The organism is Clostridium hydrogenum (genome assembly GCF_021432385.1).
GTDB classification, from domain to species: Bacteria; Bacillota; Clostridia; order Clostridiales; family Clostridiaceae; genus Clostridium_S; species Clostridium_S hydrogenum.
The window spans coordinates 480,923-505,217 of sequence record NZ_JAEACT010000004.1 but is presented as its reverse complement, the minus strand read 5'-3'; the positions used below and the strand labels follow the sequence as shown (position 1 = coordinate 505,217).

22 protein-coding genes are annotated in these 24,295 nt (G+C 29.7%); 18 read left to right on the top strand and 4 right to left on the bottom strand.

Features of this window, described 5'->3' with window-relative positions; genetic code table 11:
* Positions 1 to 34: 34 nt before the first annotated feature.
* Complete coding sequence (locus tag CUEA01_RS20605) at positions 35 to 2,701, bottom strand: sigma 54-interacting transcriptional regulator (protein ID WP_234123849.1); 2,667 nt, start codon at positions 2,699 to 2,701, stop codon at positions 35 to 37.
* A 617-nt stretch (positions 2,702 to 3,318) separates the two neighbouring features.
* Here CUEA01_RS20605 and CUEA01_RS20600 point away from each other — a divergent pair.
* The 12 genes from CUEA01_RS20600 (at position 3,319) to CUEA01_RS20545 (ending at position 15,460) form a co-directional block, all read left to right on the top strand.
* Positions 3,319 to 3,621, top strand: coding sequence for a PTS lactose/cellobiose transporter subunit IIA (locus CUEA01_RS20600; protein WP_235700014.1), 303 nt, complete (start codon positions 3,319 to 3,321; stop codon positions 3,619 to 3,621).
* Between the two features lie 20 nt (positions 3,622 to 3,641).
* Positions 3,642 to 3,947 (top strand): PTS sugar transporter subunit IIB, encoded by a 306-nt coding sequence (locus tag CUEA01_RS20595; protein ID WP_234123845.1) that lies wholly within the window; start codon positions 3,642 to 3,644, stop codon positions 3,945 to 3,947.
* Between the two features lie 45 nt (positions 3,948 to 3,992).
* On the top strand, positions 3,993 to 5,402 hold the full coding sequence (locus tag CUEA01_RS20590; protein WP_234123843.1) for a glycoside hydrolase family 1 protein: 1,410 nt from the start codon (positions 3,993 to 3,995) through the stop codon (positions 5,400 to 5,402).
* Positions 5,403 to 5,547: 145 nt separating this feature from the next.
* Positions 5,548 to 6,939: a PTS sugar transporter subunit IIC gene (locus tag CUEA01_RS20585; protein ID WP_234123840.1), complete on the top strand. Its 1,392-nt coding sequence runs from the start codon at positions 5,548 to 5,550 to the stop codon at positions 6,937 to 6,939.
* Positions 6,940 to 6,998: 59 nt separating this feature from the next.
* On the top strand, positions 6,999 to 7,286 hold the full coding sequence (locus CUEA01_RS20580; protein WP_234123838.1) for a hypothetical protein: 288 nt from the start codon (positions 6,999 to 7,001) through the stop codon (positions 7,284 to 7,286).
* 729 nt (positions 7,287 to 8,015) lie between these two features.
* On the top strand, positions 8,016 to 8,663 hold the full coding sequence (locus tag CUEA01_RS20575; protein ID WP_234123836.1) for an HAD family hydrolase: 648 nt from the start codon (positions 8,016 to 8,018) through the stop codon (positions 8,661 to 8,663).
* Between the two features lie 286 nt (positions 8,664 to 8,949).
* The gene (locus CUEA01_RS20570) at positions 8,950 to 9,717 is read left to right on the top strand and encodes an ABC transporter ATP-binding protein (protein WP_234123834.1); all 768 of its coding nucleotides are present in this window, start codon (positions 8,950 to 8,952) and stop codon (positions 9,715 to 9,717) included.
* Positions 9,704 to 11,608 carry an FtsX-like permease family protein gene (locus CUEA01_RS20565; protein ID WP_234123832.1) on the top strand — a complete coding sequence of 635 codons (1,905 nt, stop codon included), beginning with the start codon at positions 9,704 to 9,706 and terminating at the stop codon, positions 11,606 to 11,608. Before CUEA01_RS20570 ends, CUEA01_RS20565 begins: the two co-directional genes overlap by 14 nt.
* A gap of 42 nt (positions 11,609 to 11,650) precedes the next feature.
* Complete coding sequence (locus CUEA01_RS20560; protein ID WP_234123830.1) at positions 11,651 to 12,325, top strand: response regulator transcription factor; 675 nt, start codon at positions 11,651 to 11,653, stop codon at positions 12,323 to 12,325.
* Complete coding sequence (locus CUEA01_RS20555; RefSeq protein ID WP_234123828.1) at positions 12,322 to 13,344, top strand: sensor histidine kinase; 1,023 nt, start codon at positions 12,322 to 12,324, stop codon at positions 13,342 to 13,344. The genes CUEA01_RS20560 and CUEA01_RS20555 overlap by 4 nt, the downstream gene beginning before the upstream one ends.
* Positions 13,345 to 13,489: 145 nt before the next feature.
* Positions 13,490 to 13,729 (top strand): SHOCT domain-containing protein, encoded by a 240-nt coding sequence (locus CUEA01_RS20550; RefSeq protein ID WP_234123826.1) that lies wholly within the window; start codon positions 13,490 to 13,492, stop codon positions 13,727 to 13,729.
* Between the two features lie 102 nt (positions 13,730 to 13,831).
* The gene (locus CUEA01_RS20545; RefSeq protein WP_234117334.1) at positions 13,832 to 15,460 is read left to right on the top strand and encodes an IS1182 family transposase; all 1,629 of its coding nucleotides are present in this window, start codon (positions 13,832 to 13,834) and stop codon (positions 15,458 to 15,460) included.
* 189 nt (positions 15,461 to 15,649) lie between these two features.
* Here CUEA01_RS20545 and CUEA01_RS20540 read toward each other — a convergent pair whose 3' ends face one another.
* Positions 15,650 to 16,870 (bottom strand): papain-like cysteine protease family protein, encoded by a 1,221-nt coding sequence (locus CUEA01_RS20540; protein WP_234123824.1) that lies wholly within the window; start codon positions 16,868 to 16,870, stop codon positions 15,650 to 15,652.
* Positions 16,871 to 17,262: 392 nt separating this feature from the next.
* On the opposite strand from CUEA01_RS20540, the gene CUEA01_RS20535 reads away from it, so the two are divergent.
* Together CUEA01_RS20535 and CUEA01_RS20530 are read left to right on the top strand one after the other, a co-directional pair.
* Positions 17,263 to 17,799 carry a DUF5105 domain-containing protein gene (locus CUEA01_RS20535; RefSeq protein WP_329604033.1) on the top strand — a complete coding sequence of 179 codons (537 nt, stop codon included), beginning with the start codon at positions 17,263 to 17,265 and terminating at the stop codon, positions 17,797 to 17,799.
* Between the two features lie 106 nt (positions 17,800 to 17,905).
* Complete coding sequence (locus tag CUEA01_RS20530; protein ID WP_234123822.1) at positions 17,906 to 18,634, top strand: DUF5105 domain-containing protein; 729 nt, start codon at positions 17,906 to 17,908, stop codon at positions 18,632 to 18,634.
* 212 nt (positions 18,635 to 18,846) lie between these two features.
* Here the strand turns inward: CUEA01_RS20530 and CUEA01_RS20525 are convergent, their stop codons facing one another.
* Positions 18,847 to 20,196 carry a 6-phospho-beta-glucosidase gene (locus CUEA01_RS20525; RefSeq protein WP_234123820.1) on the bottom strand — a complete coding sequence of 450 codons (1,350 nt, stop codon included), beginning with the start codon at positions 20,194 to 20,196 and terminating at the stop codon, positions 18,847 to 18,849.
* A gap of 119 nt (positions 20,197 to 20,315) precedes the next feature.
* Positions 20,316 to 21,128 (bottom strand): MurR/RpiR family transcriptional regulator, encoded by an 813-nt coding sequence (locus tag CUEA01_RS20520; protein WP_234123818.1) that lies wholly within the window; start codon positions 21,126 to 21,128, stop codon positions 20,316 to 20,318.
* A gap of 156 nt (positions 21,129 to 21,284) precedes the next feature.
* On the opposite strand from CUEA01_RS20520, the gene CUEA01_RS20515 reads away from it, so the two are divergent.
* The 4 genes from CUEA01_RS20515 to uvsE all read left to right on the top strand — a co-directional run bounded on the left by CUEA01_RS20515 (position 21,285) and on the right by uvsE (position 23,889).
* Positions 21,285 to 21,734 (top strand): LytTR family DNA-binding domain-containing protein, encoded by a 450-nt coding sequence (locus CUEA01_RS20515; RefSeq protein ID WP_234123816.1) that lies wholly within the window; start codon positions 21,285 to 21,287, stop codon positions 21,732 to 21,734.
* A 1-nt stretch (position 21,735) separates the two neighbouring features.
* Entirely contained in the window at positions 21,736 to 22,161 is a 426-nt protein-coding gene (locus CUEA01_RS20510; protein ID WP_234123814.1) for a DUF3021 domain-containing protein, read from the top strand.
* 72 nt (positions 22,162 to 22,233) lie between these two features.
* Entirely contained in the window at positions 22,234 to 22,989 is a 756-nt protein-coding gene (locus CUEA01_RS20505; RefSeq protein ID WP_234123812.1) for a DUF3784 domain-containing protein, read from the top strand.
* A gap of 12 nt (positions 22,990 to 23,001) precedes the next feature.
* Complete coding sequence (gene uvsE / locus CUEA01_RS20500; protein WP_234123810.1) at positions 23,002 to 23,889, top strand: UV DNA damage repair endonuclease UvsE; 888 nt, start codon at positions 23,002 to 23,004, stop codon at positions 23,887 to 23,889.
* Positions 23,890 to 24,295 lie beyond the last annotated feature (406 nt).

Below are 24,295 nucleotides of genomic sequence, written 5' to 3'. Positions count from 1 at the left end.
AATCACTCGCTCCCCAATCTATTTGTATACTGAATCAAATTTTCGTAGCTTGTAAAAAGAAGTTTGTAATGTAGCAAATTTCGCTATCAGAGAATTCAATATAGTATTTACTATATAATGGCATATAGCTTTCTTTTACAAGAGTATATAGGTTTGAATTCCTTTCTATAAAATCTTCTTTATCAGGATATTCCACGGCTGCTTGGCCTTTTTTTAATCGGCTTAAGGAAAAAGCAATATGAAGGACAAGACCGATAAAAATATCATCAGTTAATTTGATGTTTAACTTGTGGTCAATTCTGCTAATAAATTGAGTTATGTCTTCATAAAGTTCCTTACCATCTATATTGTCTATATTTTCTTTAAGTATAGAGGACATTTTTTGAACCACAGATTTTGTATCTATTGATTCCTGCAATTCGTCCATAGCTTTCAGGCTAAGCACGTCATGCATGTTATATTGTTTTATATCTAAATCAATTGGAAAAGAAGTCACTATAAAAAGTATTTCGTATTTCTTTTGCAACTTTAATAATTTATGCTTAAAATGATTTCTATCTAAACAATTAAGACAAATTATTTCAAATAGATCCCTGTCATATTTCAAGTTGCTATTTAAAAAGTTTTTTATGGCAAGAGAGCCACCTTCGCCAGTTAAACATGCAGTAATTATTATGGTTTTCTTATTTTTAGTGTCTAAAGAGTTTAAGTGAGAGTCTATATGTTGATATGAATTTACTGATAGTATATCATTGTAAATTTCACCTATAGACAAACCTAAAAGAGATTTCCTTGCAGCTTCGATTACATGGAGTGTTGAAGCAAGTGGGTAAACCTTTACAGGAATTTTGAATTCATTTTCTACTATTTCACCGAAGGTAGTTAGGGATCCCATGTCTACAAGAAGTATATAACCGCTTGTAGTAAAATTACTTTTAATTGTGCTTCGTAATTTCTCTAGTACTACAGAAGGATTAATATCTAGAGGACAATCAATTCCAATAACAAAATTTTCTTCTAAAAGTTCGTTTGTAACTTCTGCCATTGAGGTAGCAGTAGCTTTTCCATGAGCGATTACTATAATGGTTACTTTATCCGTAATTTTTTTTGCTTGTTTTTCATCATTAACTAAAAATAATGTTATATAACCAGCTTCATCATCTGGAATTACGTGGTTTAAGTATTGCTCAAGCTGTTTTTTGGCATTAAGAGCTATTTCATATTCAATTGGATAAAGTTTTTTTATTTTATCAAGCTCTGGATTTATAATGTTTTGATTGCTATATATTCTAGAAAGCAAGGTGTTAATATGCAGAACTAAGGCAGTGTAAATGTTACTACTAATGCGTCTTTTTAAAGAAGTAACTATAGTATAAATTACCTTATCAATAAAATTTAAATTATCTTCTCCAATAATGTTTAAAAGATTTTTCTTGTTCATCTCTTCAGATATTCTGTTTATATACCTATTAAAATACTTTGTTATATCTTTTTCTAAAATATTTTCTATATCGATGTTAGAGATGCCCTTATATTTTAATTTTTCAAGTTTCTGTTCCATGAATTCGTAGATACTTTCGTTATTTTCAACCTTTGAAACTTCTGTATTATCATCACTGTTTGAAAACTTAAAAAATTCTATTTCGTCTCCCATTAGTTTGTTCCACAATATTCTATGTTCTTTTTCTTTATATAAACCTTCTTTAATGTACAGTGGAAGATTAAGACTAGTTATTCTAACATCACGTTTGGCATTAGTTAAAAATTCTGAATATGCCTTGGCACATATAAGTTGTACATCACTCTTTAATTGACCGATGTTATTGGGACAATTATAAGACAAAAATGCACGCATTGTATTTAAAGAAACGGAAATATCCCTATTTAATTTCTTGCTTTCTGTTTTAAAAAAGGATTTAATCAAATATAATCGTTCTTCAAGAGTTCTTTCATTAAGCGATGGAATGTTTATAATCATAGGTATTCTTCTTGTAAAAGTTTTCAAAAGTGCAGAATTAGGATTTTCTGTAGTAGCTGAAATTATTAAAACACTAGCTGTCTTTATTTCGTCATCACCCATTCTTCTAAAAGTCCCTTTGTCTAAAAAGGTAAAAAGTGATTCTTGACCTTCAGGTGGAAGCCTATGAATTTCATCTAGAAAAAGAATACCGCCATTAGCCTTTTCTATGAGACCAACTTTGTTTGTATCTGCACCTGTATAGGCACCTTTTTTTACACCAAAAAGTTGAGATGTTAAAAGTTGAGGATTATTGGAGTAATCTGCACAGTTAAATATTAAAAATGGTGAGCTTTTATCTTTAATATTCATTTCTACAGCATAATCATGCATAATAGATGCAAACATTGATTTTCCAACACCCGTAGGACCCAATATTAAACAGTTCATTCCATTTGGTGGATATAGTACAGCTGCTTTTAATTGTTCAACAGCCTGCTTTAAGCTAATATTGTTTTTTATAAATTCATCCAATTTAGATTTTTTTGATTTTGTGTTTGAAACATAAAATAAAACAGGACGTCCAGAAGTTTTAAACACTTTGCCTTCTTTAAACATAGTGTTTAATTCATGACTAACATTTGATCTACTTATATTTAGTATATCTGCTAGAGTTTGGGCGTCTACACCATCACCATTGGAATTTTCGAGTAATGCATTATATATAATTTCTCGATTATTCATTTTGCGCCTCCCATGGTTATATAGATGTACAACTTGGAACATTGAAATTGCAAATACCAAGTTTATCCTAACAGCAATATTTTTCAATTCACAGTTCACGATGAACAATTCACAATGAAGGATGATTTACCTTTCGCTTTGCTTAGGTAAATCTTAAATTTAAAGATTGTCAGCTTTGCTGAGCACCATATATGGCGCGAGTGCGTAAGCAATAAAAAAATAAGTTTTAAGATTTTTCTACGCTTGCGTAGAAAAATCATCCTTCATTGTGCATTGTGAACTGTGAATTGTGAATTGAAAACATTAGCATAAGGATACATTTGGTATTTATAATTTTGATGTTTCAAGTTATTTATCTATAATACTTATAGTATAATTGAAACATAATGATATTACAATATTTTTACGTTTTTGGCAATGTGTTTAAACACTAAAATGTTTACATTAAACACTAAGAGTTTTAGTTAAACACTAGAAATAAAATGTGAAAAATGTTAATAAATATAGGCTTTTATATTAATTTTAGTGTTTGGCACGGTAATTGCTATATAAAATGGTGTAAGAAGAAAACATAATTATTATCGGGGGTGAAAGAAGTGGACATAGAACAAATAGTGATGAATATAATAATATATTCAGGTGATGCTAGAGCTTATTTATATGATGCACTTAACAAGGCTAAGGAAGGAAAATATGATGAAATAGATGGTTTGATTGAGAAAGCAAACGATGCTATTGGAAAGGCACATGACATTCAAACAAATATGTTACAGCAAGAAGCTAGTGGTGAGCCTTTAAGAGTTTCTGTGTTATTTGTACATTCCCAAGATCATTTAATGACGACTATATCTGAAAAAAATATGATTTTGGAAATGATTGAAATGAGAAAGCTAATAAATACTTTATTAAATAAAAATTAATTAAATTAGGGGGAATTAATATGAAAATTTTATTGTTTTGTAGTGCTGGTATGTCAACTAGTATGTTAGTTACAAAAATGAAGAAAGCTGCTGCTGAAGAAAAAATTGAGGCAGATATAGATGCATTACCTCAAGCACAAATGATAAATCACGCTAATGATGCAGACGTTGTTTTACTTGGACCACAAATAAAATTTATGCTTCCAAAAGCAAAAGGTATATTTGATCCAAAGGGCATTCCCGTAGAAGTAATAAATTCAGCTGATTATGGAATGCTGAATGGCAAGAAGGTACTTCATCAAGCATTAAAGTTAGCTGAAAAATAGTAAATGTATTTGACTATAATGCTAAATAGAGTTAGGAGGAAAAAAATGAGATTTCCAAAAGATTTTTTCTTTGGTGCCGCTTCAGCTGCGTACCAAGTAGAAGGGGCATGGAATGAAGATGGAAAGGGAATTAGCAATTGGGATGTTTTTTCTAAAATTCCTGGTAAGACCTTTGAAGGAACTAATGGGGATGTGGCTATAGATCATTACCATAGATATAAAGAAGATGTAAAGCTTATGGCCGAGATGGGATTAGATTCTTATAGATTTTCAATATCTTGGGCAAGAATTATACCAGATGGTGATGGTGAGATTAATGAAAAAGGCATTGAATTTTACAACAATTTGATAGATGAATGTTTAAAATATGGAATTGTTCCTTTTGCAACTTTGTATCATTGGGATATGCCACAAGCCTTAGAGGAGAAAGGCGGATGGACAAATAAAAAAACTATTAATGCTTTTGTAAAATATGCAAAAACTTGTTTTGAAGCTTTTGGAGACAGGGTAAAGCATTGGATTACTTTTAATGAGACAATAGTATTTTGCAGTTCAGGATATTTAACAGGAACTCATCCACCTGGTATTTCTAATGATATAAAAAAATACTTTACTGCAACGCATAATGTATTTACAGCACATGCTAAGACGGTTATGGAATATAAAAAGTTAAGACAATATGGGGAGATAGGAATTACACATGTATTTTCACCAGCCTTTAGTGTTGATGAAGAAGAAGAAAATAAGTTTGCAGCTTATCACGCAAATCAGTATGAAATTGCCTGGTACTATGATCCGATTTTAAAGGGCAGTTATCCTGAATATGTTGTTAAGCAGCTAGAGGAAAAAGGATGGCTTCCAGATTGGAATGAGGAAGAACTAAAAGTAATAAAGGAAGCTGCAGATCAAAATGGTTTTATTGGACTAAATTATTATCAGCCGCAGAGAGTTATGAAAAATAAGGATTTATCAAGGAGTGTTACAAGGACAAGAGAAAATTGTACTGGTGCACCTGGTAATGTTTCTTTTGATGGAGTCTACAGGACAGTTAAAATGGAGGATAAGGTTTATACCAAGTGGGGTTGGGAAATAGCTCCGGAAGCCTTTTTAGATGGACTTAGAAATTTAAGAGATAACTATGGAGATATTAAAATATACATCACAGAAAATGGTTTGGGGGATGCAGATCCAATAATAGAAAATGAAGTAATGGATGTTCCAAGAATTAAGTTTATAGAAGCACATTTAAAAGCAATAAAGAATGCTATTAGGGAAGGAATAAACTTAAAGGGTTATTATGCATGGTCTGTAATCGATTTATTAAGTTGGCTTAACGGATATAAAAAGCAATATGGTTTTATATATGTAGATCACAAAAATAAATTACAAAGAAAAAAGAAGTTATCCTTTTATTGGTATAAGAGGGTGATTGAAGAAAGAGGAGAAAATATTTAATTTGTTCAGTAGGGTAACTCATGTTTTATAATGTAATAATATATAAGATTTAGTTAAAAATGGGTTATTCTTTGATAAGGTTTGCAAACTATACTTAGGTTTGTGAGCGTATAAATAACTATAATCAAAGGGGGATTATAAAAAAATGAGTAGTAAATCGGAAGCGATTCAAGAGAAGTTAATACCTGGCGTAATGAAATTTGCTAATTCAAAAATTATTATGGCGGTAAAAGACGGTGTTATACTTTCAATGCCACTTACAATTATTGGTTCTTTATTTCTTTTAGTTCAGAACTTTCCATTTCCAACTATAGCTAAATGGCAAGCTTTTATGAATGGAGTATTTGGGCCAAATTGGCAGCTGCCTTTTAATCAGGTTAATATGGGAACATATAAAATACTAGCTTTAGTGTTTGCGTTTGGTATAGCTGCACAGTATGCAAAAAATGAGGGATGTGACCCAATTTCATCTGGAATACTTGGAATTGTATGTTTCTTAGTAGTTTCACCAACATCTGTAGCATATAAAGTTGGAGATGCAATCGGTGCTGTTAAACTTAAACAAGCATTTTCTATAGCAGATAATAGTATTATTCCAACAGATTGGACTGGTACTAAAGGAATGATTACAGCTATAATTGTAGGTTTAATCGTTGGTTATGTATATTCTTTATTTATTAATAAGGATATTGTTATACACATGCCAGAAGGTGTACCTCAGGGTGTTGTAAATGCTTTCTCTGCACTTATTCCAGCAGCAGTACTTGTAATTGGTTCAGCAGTAGTATTTGTAATATTCCATGTATTGGGTGCAGGAACTTTCTCAGAATGGGTATATAAGACATTGGAGATTCCACTACAAGGTATAACAGATTCACTTGGTGGCGCAATTGCAATACCACTTATAATAAGTTTCTTTTGGTGGTTTGGTATCCATGGTGCAGCTCTTGCTAGTGGTGTTATGCAGGCTATATATACAGCAAACTTTACAGCAAATCAAGATCTTGTAAACAAGCATATTGCATTAGTAGCTTCTGGTGCAGGAAGGAATGCTCACATAATAGCTCAGCAATTCCAGGATAACTTTGTTGTATTAGGTGGTTCAGGAATAACATTTGGTCTTGTTCTTTCAATGATTTTATTTGGAAGGTCACAAAGATGTAAGACACTCGGAAAACTTGCTTTAGTTCCAGGTTTATTCAATATAAATGAACCAGTATTATTTGGTTTTCCAATAGTTTTGAATCCATTTATGTTTATACCATTTATAGTAGTGCCTTTAATTTCTGGTTTGCTTACTTATCTTTCTATATATTTTGGCTTGGTTCCATGCTTTACTGGTATATTAGCTCCTTGGACAACACCACCTATAATATCAGGTCTTATAGTTGCAAGCTGGCAAGGTGCTGTATTACAAATTGTAATAATGTTAATTTCAACAGCTATATATTTACCATTCTTTAAAGCACAAGATAAGATATATGTAGCACAAGAAAAACAAGGTGCAGAAGTAGAAGGTAATGGAGTAGATATGTAATTGCATAAAGTGGTGATTTTTTAGAAGAACAATTAAAATTGACGAAAAGGAGGATGAATATGGCTAAAAAGATGTTTAAGTTATTTGTTACAGGAGAGCCAGATAATTTTAATATAGAGTACAAGTTTTCTATAACTTTTGGTGCAAGTTATAATACTTGTACTTATGAAGGAAACGAGCAAGAAAGGTATACAAAATTTTGCGATGACCTCAAGGAGAATGGGGATATTCAACCTATAAATATTAAGGTTAATATGACAACACAGTCAACTGGTAGAGTTCTTCCTAAAAAAGACATATTTGAAATTACAGATGTCAATGAGTTTATAAAAAGATTAGCAAGATAGTTATAAAATTAGAGTACAGATGACAGAGTACAGAGTACAGTGAAGGTACACATACTAGGGGTTTGGGCGTAAGCCCATGTAAATTCACGAACCTAATCCTACTAATTTCAAATGTAACAAGCAAAATATATTTCCATTACTAAACTTAGTCTAGAGGTTTGGGCGTAAGCCCATGTAGGTTCTTTAACTTAGTAGAATTACTTTCAATAGCAGTGCAATAAAACTTTGTATATTAATAAACCTTACGTCAGGTAAATCTTAAACTTAAAGGTGTCAGCTTCGCTGATTGCGTAAGTAATAAAAAGATAAGTTTTAAAATTTTTCAAAGCGTAGCGGAGAAAAATTAACCTTAACTGTACTCTGTGATCTGAATAGATGCTATGGGGGAGATTGTATATAAATATAATTAGATTGGAGATGGCGTGAAGCTGTCTCTAATCTTTTTTTTTGGGATTTTAGGTTGTAAAAAAAGTAATTAAAGGATATTATTTAGGTAGAAAATTAATGGTAGAGTACAGATTACAGAGTACAGAGTACAGTGAAGGAAGATTTATCTTCCTTGCGTCAGAGAAATCTTTAAACTTATGGAATTCAGTTTTGGCAAATATGAAAAAATAGGTTTGGGCGCAGCCCATTAAGTTTTTAAATTTTCTGCTTTAGCGGAAAATTAACCTTCATTGTACTCTGTACTCTGTACTTTGTACTCTGTTACAAGGGGGGACATACAAAGTGATAAAAGCAGTAATATTTGATATGGATGGAGTTATAATAGACAGCGAGCCAATACATTTAAAATATGCAATGGAACTTTTTAAAACTATTGAAATTGATATGAGCATTGAAGAATATAATAAATTTATAGGAACTAATTCTTATTATATGTGGAATAAAATAATAAATGATTACAAGTTAAAATACACAATGGAAGAATTAATTAAAATGGAGAGAAATGGATTTTATGATTTTATATCATCACCTAATATGAAGATAGAGCCAATAAAATACATACCAGAACTATTGAAGGAGCTTAAAGAAAATAACTATAAGATAGCAGTTGCATCGTCATCACCAATGAGGCTGATAGAGTACATATTGGAGGAACTTAAAATAAGAAAGTATTTTGATAACTTAGTTACAGGTGATCTTGTGGAAAGAAGCAAACCTGAACCAGACATATTTTTGTATGCAGCTGAAAAGCTAGGTGCAAGGCCAGAGGAATGTGTTGTTATTGAGGATTCTCATAATGGAGTTTTAGCGGCAAAAAAAGCTGGAATGAAATGTATTGGATATAGAAATTTAAATTCGGGAAATCAGGATATATCAAAGGCAGATATTATAATAGATTCTTTTGAGGAAATAAACAGTAAGAATATTTAAACCTTACAACAATGTAACCTTGGAGTCTTAAAAGTGTAAGGTTAATAAATGGCTTGAATACATAAACTTTCGTATAATTAAATCAATGCACAGTTCACAATTCACAATGCACAATGAAGGAGGATTTTACGTTAATGCGTAAAATTTTAGGATTTAAAATTTCTTAGCAAAGCTAAGAAATTTAGATAAGTTTAATGATTTATCCACGTAAGTGTGGATGAATCTACATTCATTGTGAATTGTGCACCGTGAATTGTGAATTGATTTAAATGTAGGAGGGTTTTTTATGAATGTTTTAAGTGTAAAAAATGTGAAAAAGATATATGGATCAAAAGTTGGTGGAAGTATCTATAATGCTTTAGATGGAGTTAATTTTGAAGTTGAAAAAGGTGAATTTGTTGGTATAATGGGTCCATCAGGTGCTGGAAAATCCACACTTTTAAATGTAATTGCAACAATAGATACACCTAGTTCTGGAAGTATACACATTGGAAACGAAGATATATTAAAATTAAGAGAACCTAAATTATCTTCCTTTAGGAGAAATAAGCTTGGGTTTATTTTTCAGGATTACAATCTTTTAGATACATTAACTTTAAAAGAAAATATAATTTTACCTTTAGTACTTTCAAAGGTAGGTGTAAGAGAAATTGAAAGTTCGTTTGATAAAATAGCAGAAACGCTTGGAATTAAAAATTTAGCTGAAAAATATCCCTATGAGGTTTCTGGTGGACAAAAACAGAGGGCGGCAGCTGCTAGGGCTGTAATTACAAGTCCAGAACTTATTTTGGCAGATGAACCAACAGGAGCACTTGATTCAAAATCTTCAAGAGAGCTTTTAGAGTGCCTAGGTAATTTAAATGAAAAGAATAACTCTACTATTGTGATGGTTACGCATGATCCTTTTGCAGCTAGCTTTTGCAAGAGAATTATATTTATAAAAGATGGAAGACTTTTTGCAGAAATTGCAAAGGGAAATAGTAGAAAGGAATTTTACGATAAGATATTAAATGTACTCTCAACACTTGGAGGTGAGAGTAGTGAGCTTCTTTAATATTGCATCAAAAAATGTAAGAAAAAATATTAATAACTATACAACTTATTTTGTAAGTGCTGTTTTTTCTGTTATGGTTTTATACGTTTTTTTATCAATTGCTTTTAATAAGGACTTCGTAGAGCAAAGTGAGCATAGCATGAAAGTTAAAGTGGTTTTTGAAGCTTCAGCAATTATTATAGCATTATTTTCAGCCATATTTATATGGTATTCCAACAGCTTTTTTATAAAAAAGAGAAAAAAGGAAATGGCCATTTATTCAATACTTGGAATGACTAAAAAGAATATATCAAGAATACTTTTTTATGAAAATATGGTCATAGGTGCATTTTCTATAATTTGCGGTATTTTTTTTGGAATGCTATTTTCAAAGTTTTTCTCAATGCTGCTTGTTAATTTAATGAAGGAAGCAGTTACAATTAGATTTGTTATTGTACCTAAAGCAGCAATTATAAGTATATTTTTATTTGTAATAATATTTATAATAACTTCTGTTCATAGTTATAGTGTAATATATAGGTTTAAATTAATAGATCTATTTATGTCACAAAAAGAGGGGGAAAAGCCACCTAAAGTTTCTTATTTTGTTGGTTTATTATCTATAATTTTAATTTTGATAGGATATTTTCTTGTAACGGGGAAAACATCTATGGAAATTGTAAAATATGCTTTACCTGTTTTAGTTTTAGAATGCGTAGGTACATTTTTACTTTTCAATAGTTTTATAATAATGTTAATTAAGCTTATTAAGGATAACAAGAGCTATTATTATAAAGGGACAAATATGATAGGAACGTCACAAATATTATATAGAATAAAAGGAAATGCAAAAACACTTACTATTATAGCTATATTGAGTGCGGTTACACTTACAGCAGTTGGTACAGCATACTCCTTTTATAAAACTACAGAAGCAGACTTAAATAGTGATTATCCAGCGTCTTACGAATATATTAATTTAGATAACAAAGTTACACAAGAAATTGAAAGTACTATAGGAAAGTATAAGGACAATAATTTAATTTCAAAAAGCAGCCTAAAAATTATTAAAGCAGGTATTAATTTAGAAGCCTATAGAAAGGGCGATTTTGATGGATATATAATATCTGAAAAACAATATAACGATGCAATAAGGGCCAAAAATAGAGGGAAAAGTATAAGTTTAAAAAATAATGAATGCTTTTTTATAGAGAGAAATCAAGGCGATGGTAAAGATAGGAAGCTGGATGGAAAAACAGTTAAAGTTTCTGCAAATGGAACAGCTAAAAATTTTAAAATATCTAAAGCTTCAAATATTCAAGTTTTATATGTATTAATGAGCCAAGGAACAGTTGTTGTTTCAAATGATGTATATGATGAATTTTATAAAACTTCTGAGGATAGTATTTCTGCCATTACGAATTATACTGTAAAAAATGATTACAAAGCAAAAGCACTTACAGAGGAGTTAAATAAAATTGTACCAAAGCAAATGAGCATAATGACCTATTATGAGAATTACAATGGATATTATAAAAGTAGTGGTTCAATTATGTTTATTGGAGTATTTTTAGGGGTATTGTTTTTCTTAGCAACAGGCAGCATAATATACTTTAAGCAGATAATGGAAGCTAATGATGATAAGGATAGGTATCTAACATTAAGAAATATAGGTGTAAGTACTAAGGAAATAAAAGTATCTGTTGCAAAACAGCTTGTAATAGTATTTTTATTACCGCTTTTAATAGCTATTTGCCACAGCACAGTTGCATTGTTTATACTTCAGAAGTTACTTGGAGAAAAAATAATGCTATACTGTATTCAGATGTTTGCGGCCTATATTATAATGTATGTGATTTATTATATTATTACAGTTAATTCATATACGAAAATTGTAAGCGGGAAAAGATAAAACAAATTCACAAGGATGATGCATTGAATAAAGGGGTGTATTATGTTTAAAGTACTTGTAGTTGAGGATGATAATAAAATAAATGATATTATACTTCAAAACATAATTAAAGTTGGATATGAGGCAAAAGGTATAGAAGATTTTAATAATGTTTTTAATGAATTTGTGAATTATGAACCTGATTTGGTACTTTTGGACATAAATCTCCCTTTCTATGATGGCTTTTACTGGTGTGGAAAAATTAGATTAGTGTCTAAGGTTCCAATAATGTTTATATCTTCAAGAAATACAGATATGGATATAATTATTGCAACTAACATGGGTGGAGATGATTTTGTTGTAAAACCATTTTCGATTGAGTTACTTATGACAAAAATAAATGCACTTCTTAGAAGAACTTATTCATACAAAGATTTAAAGGCGGATGTTATAGAGCATAGGGGAGTAGTTTTAAATCTTAAAGATGATACGCTTATATATAAGGAAGAAAAATTAGAGCTTACTAAAAATGAGTTTAAAATAATGTACATCCTTATAAAAAATCACGGAAATATAATAAGTAGGGATAGAATAATGCGGAGTTTGTGGAAAAGTGAAAGTTTTGTGGATGATAATACTCTTACTGTGAATATAACAAGACTTAGAAAGAAATTAAAGGACATAGGGATTAATGATTTTATAGAAACTAAAAAGAATTTGGGGTATATAATTGAATGAGTATTTTAGATTATATAAGGAATAAAAAGTCTTTCGCTTTATTTTATTTTATAATAATTATGTTTATTTGGGGTATGGTTTATTTTGATAGTAAAACCAACTTGTTTAGTTATGATGTAAGCTATGTTATAGCAATTTTAATAATAATGTTTTTAATTTACAGTGTAGTTGATTATTTTCGAGAGAAAACATATTATGATAAACTAAATAAAGCTATGAAAGATGTAGAAATGGATTGGGTTAATAATCTTCCAGAACCTAAAAATTTTCACGAGAAAAAGCTTAATGAGGCACTTAAAAAATTATATAATGAGTCAAATATGCGAATTCAAAAATTTAGTGATAAAAGTAATGAGGATTTAGAGTTTACAACAGCCTGGGTCCATGAAATAAAAACGCCTATAGCTGCTTCAAGACTTATAATTGAAAACAGTATTGATAATCCAAATGAAATGACACTTTACAATATTGAAGAAGAAATTGATAAGGTAGAGGAATATGTTCAAAAGGCATTATACTATTCTAGAATAAATGATTTTTCCAAAGACTACTATATTCAAAATGTAGGGATTTGTAATGTTATAAAGGAATGCATAAAAAAAGAATCTTCAAGCTTTATAAATAAAAATATAAAACTTATGATTGAAAATGTAGATATGGAAGTAAGTACGGATAAAAAGTGGCTTGAATTTATTGTAAAACAAGTTGTTGATAATGCTTTAAAATACACAAGCAAATGTGGAAATATAAAAATTTATGCAGAGGATTTGGAAAAAGAAATCATTTTAAATATTGAAGATGATGGCATTGGAATTAAAGAAGAAGATATAGGAAGAGTGTTTGATAAGAGTTTTACAGGTTACAATGGCAGGAAAGCTAATAATTCTACAGGTATTGGACTATATTTAAGTCAAAAGCTGGCTAAAAAACTTGGACATTATATAACTATATCATCAGTGTTTGAAAGAGGAACTAAAGTTACAATACATTTTCCAAAGTTTTCAAACTATTTTTTTTAGACTATGGTTTATATTTATATGTGGAAAGTCCAGAAAAATAAACATTTAATAAAAACATCATAATTTATACATATTTTTTGTCTATAATATAGATACAGGGGTTACATACACTGTAACAGAAAAATTTCTATATGGAGGCGATAATATGTTAAATTTTATGTATGAACAATCCAGTGGATTAATAAATGGATTTTTTATGAGTGCCTTGATTATTGCAATATCGGTTGGTGCATATTTTGCTTTTAAAACATTTTATGCAACAAAGTTAAATTATAATTTAAATAAAAACTCATCACAAAGCTTAACTAACATATTAAATGAAAAATTTGCAAGAGGCGAAATAAGCAGAAAAGAATATAAAAATCAAATTAGTGGAAGAAGATAAAAAAGGGGCTGTCGCACTAAAAAATTAGTGCGATAGTCTTTTTTAATACAAAAAATAAATCTCTCACTCAAAAGAGTGAAAGATTTATGGTAAAATTAACATATGACTAAACACATTAATTTACATAAAAATTATACTTCAATTCAGGGAGATTATCAATTAAAACTTCCACTAAATATTGAGTACATAATTCCGGCTGATGATTCGGTGCGTTTGCTAAGTCAATTTATTGAGGAGATGGATTTAACATATTTGTATTCGACTTACTCTCGTATAAGGGAGAATCAAGCAACGCCACGTCAGATGCTTAAAATTGTACTTTATTCTTATATGAATCATAATTACTCATCAAGAGAAATGGAACAGTCCTGTAAAAGGGATGTTAATTTTATGTACCTTTTAGGAGATTCTAAAGCACCTGATCATTCTACATTTGCAAGGTTTCGCAGTATACACTTTGCGCTATGCGCAAAGGAAATCATGGCTGAAATGTCTAATTTCCTTTATGAAATTGGAGAAGTTATGGGAAATGATATATTTATTGATGGTACTAAAATAGAAGCTTGTGCTAATAAATATACTTTTGTTTGGAAGAAATCAGTATGCAAAAATTTAGAAAGATTGCTTTCTAAATTGGCTGATTTTGTAGCTGAGTGTGAAGAACTATATGGTATAAAAATTGTATATGAAAACAAGGTTAAAATAAAGCATATAAAAAAACTTAGAAAGAAACTTTATACTTTAAAACAGAAGGAAAATATAGAATTTGTACATGGATGTGGAAAACGAAAAAATCCAATTCAACGTTCTATTGAAACACTTGAAGAATACCTTGAAAAGCTAAAAGAATATACAAAAAAAATCTATACTTGTGGTGAACGTAACAGCTATTCAAAAACTGACAACGATGCAACATTTATGAGAATGAAAGAAGATGCAATGAAAAATGGTCAGTTAAAACCTGCTTACAATGTTCAACATGGAGTAGATTCTCAATACATAGTATGGCTTACTGTAGGCCCTCAGCCTACAGATACCACAACATTAATTCCATTTATAAAAAGTATGGAAAATCTTCTGCATTTTAAGTACTCAAACATAACTGCGGACGCAGGTTATGAGAGCGAAGAAAATTATGTTTACATTAAAGAAAATATGCAGCTATCATTTATTAAACCAACAAATTATGAAATATCTAAAACGAAGAAATATAAAAGTGATATAAGTAGGATAGAGAATATGGAATATAATGAATTTGGTGATTACTATACCTGTAAAAATAATAAGAAGTTAACTGTGAATAAAATAGTAAACAGGAAGAGCAAGACAGGCTATATAAGTGAAAAAACAATTTATACATGCGAAGATTGCAGTAATTGTAAATATAAGAGCAAATGCATAAAAGGACATAATTGTAAAACTCCATTAGAAGAAAGAACTAAAAATCTTGAAACTTCTAAACTATTCAATGAACTTCGTAAAGATAATCTTAAAAGAATTGTAAGCGAGGAAGGTTGTAAATTAAGGATGAATCGAAGCATTCAAGTAGAAGGTTCTTTTGGAGAGATAAAACAAGATATGGGATTTCGCAGATATTTAAGCAAAGGTAAAAATAATGTTTTGGCGGAAAGTATTTTGCTCGCAATGGCACATAATGTAAATAAGTTACATAATAAAATTCAATTGGATAAAACCGAAACACATCTTTTTCCAATCAAAAAAAGTGCTTGATTTTAAAATCTTAAAATCATTTTAATTCGAAAAAAGCCTCAATAGCAAAGGCTTATTAAAGTGAACAGTTTTTTTGATGTTGAACTTGCTATCAATCAGAATATTGCTAAAAAATAGCATAAACAGCTAAAAACAAGGGTGTCGCATTAGCATATTTTTTTATGCTAATGCGACACCCTCTTTTTTATTTTATGTGCGTGGAACAATTGTCTGATACCAAACAAATTCATCTCCGCCAAGGTCATATTCCACATTGTTTCCGGTGTTAGTTGCAGCAACAGATACATAATAATTTTCATTTGGATCTATCATTGTATATGATTTGTAGCCATTACTTAAAGTTGAATAGCCAATCAAACTCATACTGTGCCCTTCATATGAATTTCCATCATCATAGTACATAAGACTATTTATTGGGTCATTATTATTTATATATGAAACTACAGAATTATAAGTTAATGGGTTGTTATACATAACAGGGTTAAGCCCCCAATGTTTATAAGCATTCATAATTTGTGTTGGTGTTCCACCGTCATTAGTTAATTTTCCAAAAGTATAGTTTACTACATCTTCTTCAGTGATATTTGTGCTTTTATCGTAATCAATTAAAGAAGCAGAAGTTGCAGCCCAGCACCAAGGATGATCACCTTGTAAAATGATGGGTACGGGTAGCTTTTTGGATACCGGTGTAACAGAAGTATTAGTGTTGGTTCTATTTGGTTTATTGTTAGGATAAATATTAATATTTGACCAAGGTGTTAATTCTGGACTTAATGGTGGTATATTAAGAACAATATTTATGTATATATACCTTGGATTTTTGTTCTTTATAAGTTTATTAATTTCCCTAATTTGAGAAGATGTCAATGAGGCAGAACTTCCAGTAGTTTTATTTAAGCTTTTATGGATAAGTAGAAATTTGCTGCTGCCTACTGCAAATAAGTTTCCGTTTACATTTATAAGAGAAAAATTATCACTTTTTAGTGAATTTAATTTATCTGCAAATGATTTGGTTAATGTAGACGTAAACTGCCCGTTAGAATTTTGAATAACTGCAAATATTCCCTTAATTTCATTGTTGTATAAAACGGGATAGTAATAGCCTTTCATATCAGAAACTTTGTTATTTTTTAAATAATAAACAGAAAAAGCTTGCCCTAATTTAAAAGCTTGTACTTCATCTTTGTTAAATCCGTATTGCGAAGGGTTTGAAGATATAGAATTAAGTTGCTTTGGAAATTCTGCTGAGGCAAAGGTTGAGACAGATTCTGGTACTTGAGATGTACTTATATTGATTTTATTGTCTGATTTAGTTTTAGCTTGTACATTCATAGCTTTAGGAAAAAGTGTAGAAGAAACAAATATTGAACATAGACAAACAATTGATAATATTTTTTTTCTTTTAATCATAAAACCACCCCTTTTTTCTTCAGTGACTCTTTTATTAAATTATAGCATTTTAGTATAAATGCAATCAATTATGACAATATAATCACTTTGTGAATAATATGTAAATTCAATATATATGATGTAATTAAAAATAAACTTTATAAAAAGTTGAATAAAATTAAAAAAAATATTAAATATATATTGACTTGTACACGTAAAAAATGGTAAAATTCAAAATGTGTTCAAAATGTTTAATTTTAACATATGTATATTGACAACTATAAGTATATTTATATTGGAGGATTTTTATGAGAAAAATTAAAAAAAGTTTATCAGTATTATTGGTGCTATTGCTAATTCCAGCAGTTTTAGCAGGATGTAAACCAAAGGTAGCATAAGATGAATCTGCAAAAATTTTATTTGATTTTGCAGTTAAAGGGGACAAAGCAAATTTATCAAAAATTGGGGGAACTCAAAAAGATTTTGATGAAGGAAAAAAGGAAGAAAAAGATTCCTTTACTTCACAGGTAAAAAGCACTCTCTCATCTAGTGGGTTTTCAATTTCTGATGAGCAGGTAAATGGCATGTATGATGCACTTATGAATTCATTGAAAAAGGTAAGTGAAACTACAAGTGTAGTATCTGAAGATAGTAAAACTGCAGAAGTTAAAATAAAAACTACTTATATAGACTTAAAAGGTTTAGTTTCAAAAGCACAACAAGACGCACTTGCTCAAGCAAAGAGTAGTAATATTACTGATGAAACTCAGCTTAAAGCTAAATTTATAGATGTATATGTGAAAGATTTAGTAAGTGAATTAAATAATGCCAAGCCAGAAACGAATACAAAGGAACAAAATTTTAAATTCGTTATAAAAGATGGACAATGGCTTCCAGAAAACTTTTCTGATTTCTATAAACAAGTTGGCGGCTTAACATATCAAAGTTAATAATATGAAAATGTAAATCGTATTGGAGAAATCTGATACGATTTTGTTCAGTGGCTTTTTTGTGGTCATCGAAATTTTAGAATGTGATTTTGTTGGAGGATAATTTATGAGAAAAGTAAAAAAAAGTATATCTATAGTGATGATATTGCTAGCAAGTGTGACAATGCTAGCTGGCTGTAATTCAAAAGTAATAAAAAATGAAGAAGCTTTTAAGCAGGTTATGGCAACAGTGGATGAACATACGAAAGAAATTGTTCCAGGACAAGCAAAATTAACAGCAGATGAATCAGCTAAAATCTTATTTGATTTTCAAGTTAAAAGTGATAAAAGCAACATAATCAAATTTGGCTGGTCAGATTATTCTTATTCTGATAAAACAAAACAAATGGAAAAAGAAGCTTTTAATTTAGGTTTAAAGAGCAGTATTTCATCAAGTGGGCTTCAAGTAAGTGATCAACAAATAGACGGTATATATGATGCTCTCCAAAATGCCTTAAAAAAACTAAATGAAACTACAAGTATAGTATCTAAAGATGATAATTCTGCACAAGTTAAAATAAAAACAACTTATATAGATTTAAAAGGTATAATTTCAAAAGCACAACAGCAAGCTATTGACGATGTTAAAAGCAGCGGTGCTACAAGTGAAGCTGACCTTAAAAATAAGCTTTTAGATGCATATATTAAAGAAATAGGCAATGATTTAAATAATGCGACACCATCTAGTGATACAAGAGAAGACACTTATAAATTTGTAAAAAAAGAAAACCATTGGGTACCAGAGAATCAAAATGAGTTTTCAAAAGGGCTTTCTAATTTAGCATACATGCAATAAATGATGCGAAGCAAGTGTAGTCTAGGATATTAAATAAAATTAATAAATCTAAGAGTGGAATATTTAAAAGCCTAAGAAGTTTCAATAACTCGCTGAAAAATACGCTCAGACAATTGAAACATCTAAGGCTTTTAAATATTCCACCCTAAGATTTATTAAAATTTTATTTAAATCATCCTAAACTACACTTACTTCGCAATGTACATGATTTATCAAAGGTTCTTTTCAATTTCTTTAATTTTTTCTGCAAACAGTGGTAGATGTTTTTTGTGGGCAACAAGCATTTCATCTAGAAGTTGTTTAGCAATTTGACCACTAGGTACTAAGGGGTTAATTATAAATGCATGAAGTGCTTTATTATAATCACCAGTAACAGCTGCTTTTATAACTGTTTCCTCCATGCCTTTCATATGTTGAAGCAAGGCTCTTGGAGCTGAATCAAATTTACCCCAATTTATTGGCTGAGGTCCATTTGAGGTGATAACTGCTGATACTTCAACAATTGAATCGTATGGTAAATCTGAAATTGTACCATTATTTTGAGTACTTACAACCATTTGGGTTTGCTTGTTGTTATATATAGAGTTTATAATTTCACAAGCAGCATCGGAATAATAAGTACCACCGCGTTTTGTTAATTGTTCTGGTTTATAGTTTAAATTAGGGTCTTTGTATAACTCGAATAATTCAGCTTCTATGCGTTTAACATTTTCAGCTCTTGTTTCACCCTTTTTAAATTCTTCAAGTTCATTTTTTAACATGTCATCTGTAATATAGTAGTAACGATGATATGAACATGGCAAAATTCCAAGATCCTTTATTTGCTCATAAAGCATTGGTATGTCTTTTATGTTTTCCATGCCTTTTAATTTCTTAGTACTGCTTGGATTATAAACAATTTCTATAACTTCCTTCGTTCTTTCAACACCATTCTTGTCCCATACACGGTGCCAGTGAAAATGATTTAATCCTGCAAATTTAAAATTTAAATCCTCCATTGGAGTGTCCAAAGCTTCACTTGCCATCATCATGTAACGTATAGGAACGTTGCATAAGCCAGCAGTTTTTTTCCAGCCACCATATTTAATAGCAGCTTCCGTAATCATACCTGATGGATTAGTGAAATTTATAAGCCAAGCATTTGGACATAATTCTTTCATATCCTTAATAATATCGAGTATTACAGGAATTGTTCTAAAGGCTTTGAACATACCTCCAGCACCATTTGTTTCTTGGCCAATTATTCCATGGCTTAATGGTATTCTTTCATCTTTAATACGTGCATCAAGTAGTCCAACTCTAAATTGAGTTGTTACAAAATCTGCATCTTTCAAAGCTTCACGTCTATCTAAAGTTAAATGAACCTCACAAGGGTAACCAGATGCTTTCCACATACGTTTTGCCATAGCACCTACGATTTCTAGTTTTTCTTTTCCTTCTTCGATATCTACTAACCAAATTTCTGTAAGAGGAAGTTCGCTGTAGCGTTTTATAAAACCCTCCATGAGCTCTGGAGTGTAGCTGCTTCCACCGCCAATAGTAACAATTTTTAATCTTTTCATATATAAAACCTCCTTGTATAAGCAATAACTTTAAAATTAAATTTACAAGTTGATAATATCATATAATGAAAAGGTTTAACCCTTCAAAGTGCAAGTGTTTTTTTCACATTTTGAAAATTTTATATTAATTCATCCTTATAGTAGGTTAAGTAGTACCTGTTTAAAAGAAGTTCGACGAAAACCATGAGTTTGTATCGCCCGCTTTTGGCGGTATCACAGTTGCCCATATACAAAATTTCATCAAACATATTAGATAATCTTATTCTTGGATTTTGAGTAATTAAAATAAGCTTTTTTCCTTTTGCTTTTGATTCTACAATAATATCCCTTGAAGATTCTATGAAATTTCCATCTACTGAAAAAAACAAGGATAATGAATTTTCAGAGGATTTATTAATTAGATTAATATTAGAAAGATCATAGTATTCACAATACTTACCTAAGGAGAGCATAGATATTTGATAAAATTTTGCAAGAGAACCTGGTAGCAAAAATGCATATAATGACACAGAATCACTATTGTGAATTAATTCGTTTATTTTATCTATTTTTTTAAAATCAATATTATTTTTTAAGTTTTGAAGTGAGTTACAAATAGTATCTATGTAAGTGTTAAAAATAGCATCATCCTGTAGCATATCAAATTTTAAGTCTTCAATATTATCATTCATACTCATTAATCTATTTAGCTTGTAAGTTTTTGATACCTCTTTTAATTCAATGAAATTTTTGTAGCCAAGCATTCTAACAAATCTTGAAATAGTAGAAATAGAAGTAAAGGAAAGTTCTGCTAGTTCTTCTATAGTGATATGATTGAGATTTTGGAGATTTTCAATTAAATTTTTTGATATTATTTTATATGTATTATTAGAAGACGAATTATTAATTATTCGTTGCAATTTTAAGAATAATTGACTATTTGAGTTACTCATATAAACCTCCGTTAGTTTTATAGATTAATTATATTTTAGCATAGTTAGTAAAATTAATAAGCCACTTGTTATAAAAAAACTACCAGTTATCCTTAATTTGTAGTTTAAAGATAATTTGTCCTATATAATAAAATTATCAAAGGGGTGAGAAATAGCGTGAAAGTAGATTTAAAAATAGATTCTGAATTTAAAGAAGATAGAGCAATAATAGAAGCGCGAGAGATAACAGATGAGGTAGAGGAAATATTAAAATTTATGAAACATACATCTAAAAGACGTGTTATAGGAAGTAAAAATGAAAAAATGTATGTACTTAATCATGAAAATATATTCTTTTTTTATAGTGAAAGTAAAAAGATAATTGCGCAAACAGAAAATAGTACATATGAAGTTAAACAAAAGCTTTATGAATTAGAGGAACAATTTGAAGGAACAGCTTTTGTGAGAATATCAAAATCGGTCATAGCTAATATGGATAAGATTAAAAATTTTGAAATGTTCTTTAATGGAACTATGTGTGTTAATTTTACAAATGGTAAGCAAGAATATGTTTCTAGGCGATATGTTTCAAGAATAAAGAAATATTTAAGTATTGGAGGAAAATAAGATGAATTATAGTAAGGAAGCTATAAAAAGAGGAGTCATGGGTGCTTCAATAGGAGTATTTATTAATCAAGCGATATTTGTTTGTATAGCATTTAAAGACGGATTAAGTGGAAATGTTTCAGTTCAAATGATGGTGAATGAATTTTTCATTTCTGCAATATTAGGTTTTGGCATAGCAGCGGCGTCTATTGTATTTAGTATAGAAAAATGGAGTGCTTTAAGGAAAACAATAGTACATTTTATTATTATGAGTATATTTTATTTTCCTGCTTCTATCCTAGGAAGTTGGATACCAGAAGATGTGGCTGGTAAAATAGGATATGTGTTTATATTTATTTTGATTTATATTATATGTTGGTTTTCCTATAAAAATTATTGGACTAGAAAGCTTAGAGAGTTGAATTATGAATTGAAAAAAAGAAACTAATTATATTGATTTTTAACTAACAAGTGTTATAATCCTAATATAACAAGATTGGATTATTTTGGGGGGATTATAATGCTTTTTTTAATTTTTGCCATTGCCGGAATAGTAATGCTTATTTTAGGAGTTGTATTATACAAGTATAAAAAAATAGAGCTGCTTTCTGGATATGATTCAAGTAAAAAATACGATAGAGAAGGACTTGCTAAGTTTACAGGGATGACTCTTATGCTTATGGGAATAATACCTATAGTAGTAAGTATACTTTTGCTTATTTTAAATATAGATTATGGTGAACTTATAGCAACAATAATTTTTATAGTTGATGTAGTGGTTTTTACCATAAGTATTGTAATTAAATCACCTAAATATCAATTATCAGATGGAGTAAAAAGCAAAGATGCCAAAAAATTCAATAAAATAATAGGAATCGGATTAGGAATTGTTATTCTACTTGGCACGCTTCCGGTGATATTTTTGCTTGTAGCTGGGCATAATACAGAAACTAAGATTAATATAAGTGGCAACGAGTATGATATAAAATCTGGAGTTATTTCATATCATAATACTTTGGATGAAATAAAGGACGTTTATATGAAAAATACAATTCCCAAATTCCATAGGGTATCTGGATATAGTATGGATAATATAAATAAAGGAAGGTATACTGTTGATGGACTTGGTCACGGAACACTTTTTCTAAATGCAAATAAGGGGCCATACGTATATATAATAACTGATGATGGTTTTGTAATTATTAATGATAAAGATAAGACTAAAACGATGCAAATTTATGAAGAAATAAAAGATAAAGTAAAAAGTAAGGATTAGAGTGGTGATAAATTGTCTATAGGTTATGCATGTATTGCTGTAGGAGTTAAAAATGCTAAACTATCACGTTGTACATTAAAAAATGCTTCTGAAGATAATATCAGAAAAATAACAGAAGCAAATTTAAATGCTCTTGATGCAATGATTGATTATAATATAGAAAATAAAATTAAATTATTTAGAATAAGCTCAGATATTATTCCATTTGGTTCACATGAGGTAAATAAGCTAGAATGGCAGGTAGAGTTTAAAGATAAAATCATGAAAATAGGAAACAAAATAATAACTTCCGGAATGAGGGTATCGATGCATCCAGGTCAGTATACTGTGCTCAATTCAAATAGGCAGGAAGTAGTTTTAAATGCTGTACGAGACTTAAAATATCACAATTTATTTCTTGATACACTTGGTGTAGATAGTACGAATAAAATAGTCCTTCATATCGGAGGAGTTTACGGAGATAAGAAAAAAGCCGCGGAGAATTTTATAAAAAACTATAGGGAACTTCCAAGTGAGATTAAAAAAAGGCTTGTTATTGAAAATGATGATAAAAGTTATACAATTGAAGATGTCCTTAAGATATCTAGTGAAGTTCACATACCAGTAATTTTTGATAATTTGCACAATAAAATAAATCAATCACAAGAGAAAATATCAGAATTTGAATGGATAAATATTTGCAGTAAAACCTGGGATAAGTTTGATGGAAAACAAAAAATTCATTATTCTGAGCAAAAGCAGGGAGGAAGTATAGGATCACATTCAGATGCTATTTGCCTAAATGAATTTTTAGAATTTTACAATAAACTTCCAAATAAAGATATTGATATAATGCTTGAAGTAAAAGATAAGAATCTTTCGGCTGTAAAATGCATAAATTCAATGGTTCGTGGTATATAATATGTTTACCAATTTAGGCATCTTAAAGCAGTAAGTACACTGATTTTACGAATAATTATTGTTTTGCATTACCATAAAATTCCGTAGGCACGACAATATTTTTGCTAATTCATTTTTTCGAAATGGAGCACTAGAAATTAGTTATAACTAGTTAAGAATCTTAATGGACTTACGTCCAAACCTCATGGATGGGTTCTTTCCTTAGACCACTGTATTTGCAAAGTGAGAATATTGCAAGATGATTTAAATAAAATTTTATAAATCTTAGGTAAAAAACTTTAAAAACCTTAGATGTTTCAATTGTCTGAGCATGTTTTCAGCGAGTTATTGAAACTTCTTAGGGTTTTAAAGTTTTTTGCCTTAGATTTATTAATTTTATTTAATATCTTGCGATATTCTTCCTTTG

Excerpts from the sequence above, each read along its gene's own strand:
- CUEA01_RS20605 (WP_234123849.1), bottom strand. The coding sequence starts at position 2,701 with ATGAATAATCGAGAAATTATATATAATGCATTACTCGAAAATTCCAAT.
- CUEA01_RS20600 (WP_235700014.1), top strand. The coding sequence starts at position 3,319 with ATGAATATAATAATATATTCAGGTGATGCTAGAGCTTATTTATATGAT.
- CUEA01_RS20595 (WP_234123845.1), top strand. The coding sequence starts at position 3,642 with ATGAAAATTTTATTGTTTTGTAGTGCTGGTATGTCAACTAGTATGTTA.
- CUEA01_RS20590 (WP_234123843.1), top strand. The coding sequence starts at position 3,993 with ATGAGATTTCCAAAAGATTTTTTCTTTGGTGCCGCTTCAGCTGCGTAC.
- CUEA01_RS20585 (WP_234123840.1), top strand. The coding sequence starts at position 5,548 with ATGAGTAGTAAATCGGAAGCGATTCAAGAGAAGTTAATACCTGGCGTA.
- CUEA01_RS20580 (WP_234123838.1), top strand. The coding sequence starts at position 6,999 with ATGGCTAAAAAGATGTTTAAGTTATTTGTTACAGGAGAGCCAGATAAT.
- CUEA01_RS20570 (WP_234123834.1), top strand. The coding sequence starts at position 8,950 with ATGAATGTTTTAAGTGTAAAAAATGTGAAAAAGATATATGGATCAAAA.
- CUEA01_RS20560 (WP_234123830.1), top strand. The coding sequence starts at position 11,651 with ATGTTTAAAGTACTTGTAGTTGAGGATGATAATAAAATAAATGATATT.
- CUEA01_RS20555 (WP_234123828.1), top strand. The coding sequence starts at position 12,322 with ATGAGTATTTTAGATTATATAAGGAATAAAAAGTCTTTCGCTTTATTT.
- CUEA01_RS20550 (WP_234123826.1), top strand. The coding sequence starts at position 13,490 with ATGTTAAATTTTATGTATGAACAATCCAGTGGATTAATAAATGGATTT.
- CUEA01_RS20545 (WP_234117334.1), top strand. The coding sequence starts at position 13,832 with ATGACTAAACACATTAATTTACATAAAAATTATACTTCAATTCAGGGA.
- CUEA01_RS20540 (WP_234123824.1), bottom strand. The coding sequence starts at position 16,870 with ATGATTAAAAGAAAAAAAATATTATCAATTGTTTGTCTATGTTCAATA.
- CUEA01_RS20530 (WP_234123822.1), top strand. The coding sequence starts at position 17,906 with ATGAGAAAAGTAAAAAAAAGTATATCTATAGTGATGATATTGCTAGCA.
- CUEA01_RS20525 (WP_234123820.1), bottom strand. The coding sequence starts at position 20,196 with ATGAAAAGATTAAAAATTGTTACTATTGGCGGTGGAAGCAGCTACACT.
- CUEA01_RS20520 (WP_234123818.1), bottom strand. The coding sequence starts at position 21,128 with ATGAGTAACTCAAATAGTCAATTATTCTTAAAATTGCAACGAATAATT.
- CUEA01_RS20510 (WP_234123814.1), top strand. The coding sequence starts at position 21,736 with ATGAATTATAGTAAGGAAGCTATAAAAAGAGGAGTCATGGGTGCTTCA.
- CUEA01_RS20505 (WP_234123812.1), top strand. The coding sequence starts at position 22,234 with ATGCTTTTTTTAATTTTTGCCATTGCCGGAATAGTAATGCTTATTTTA.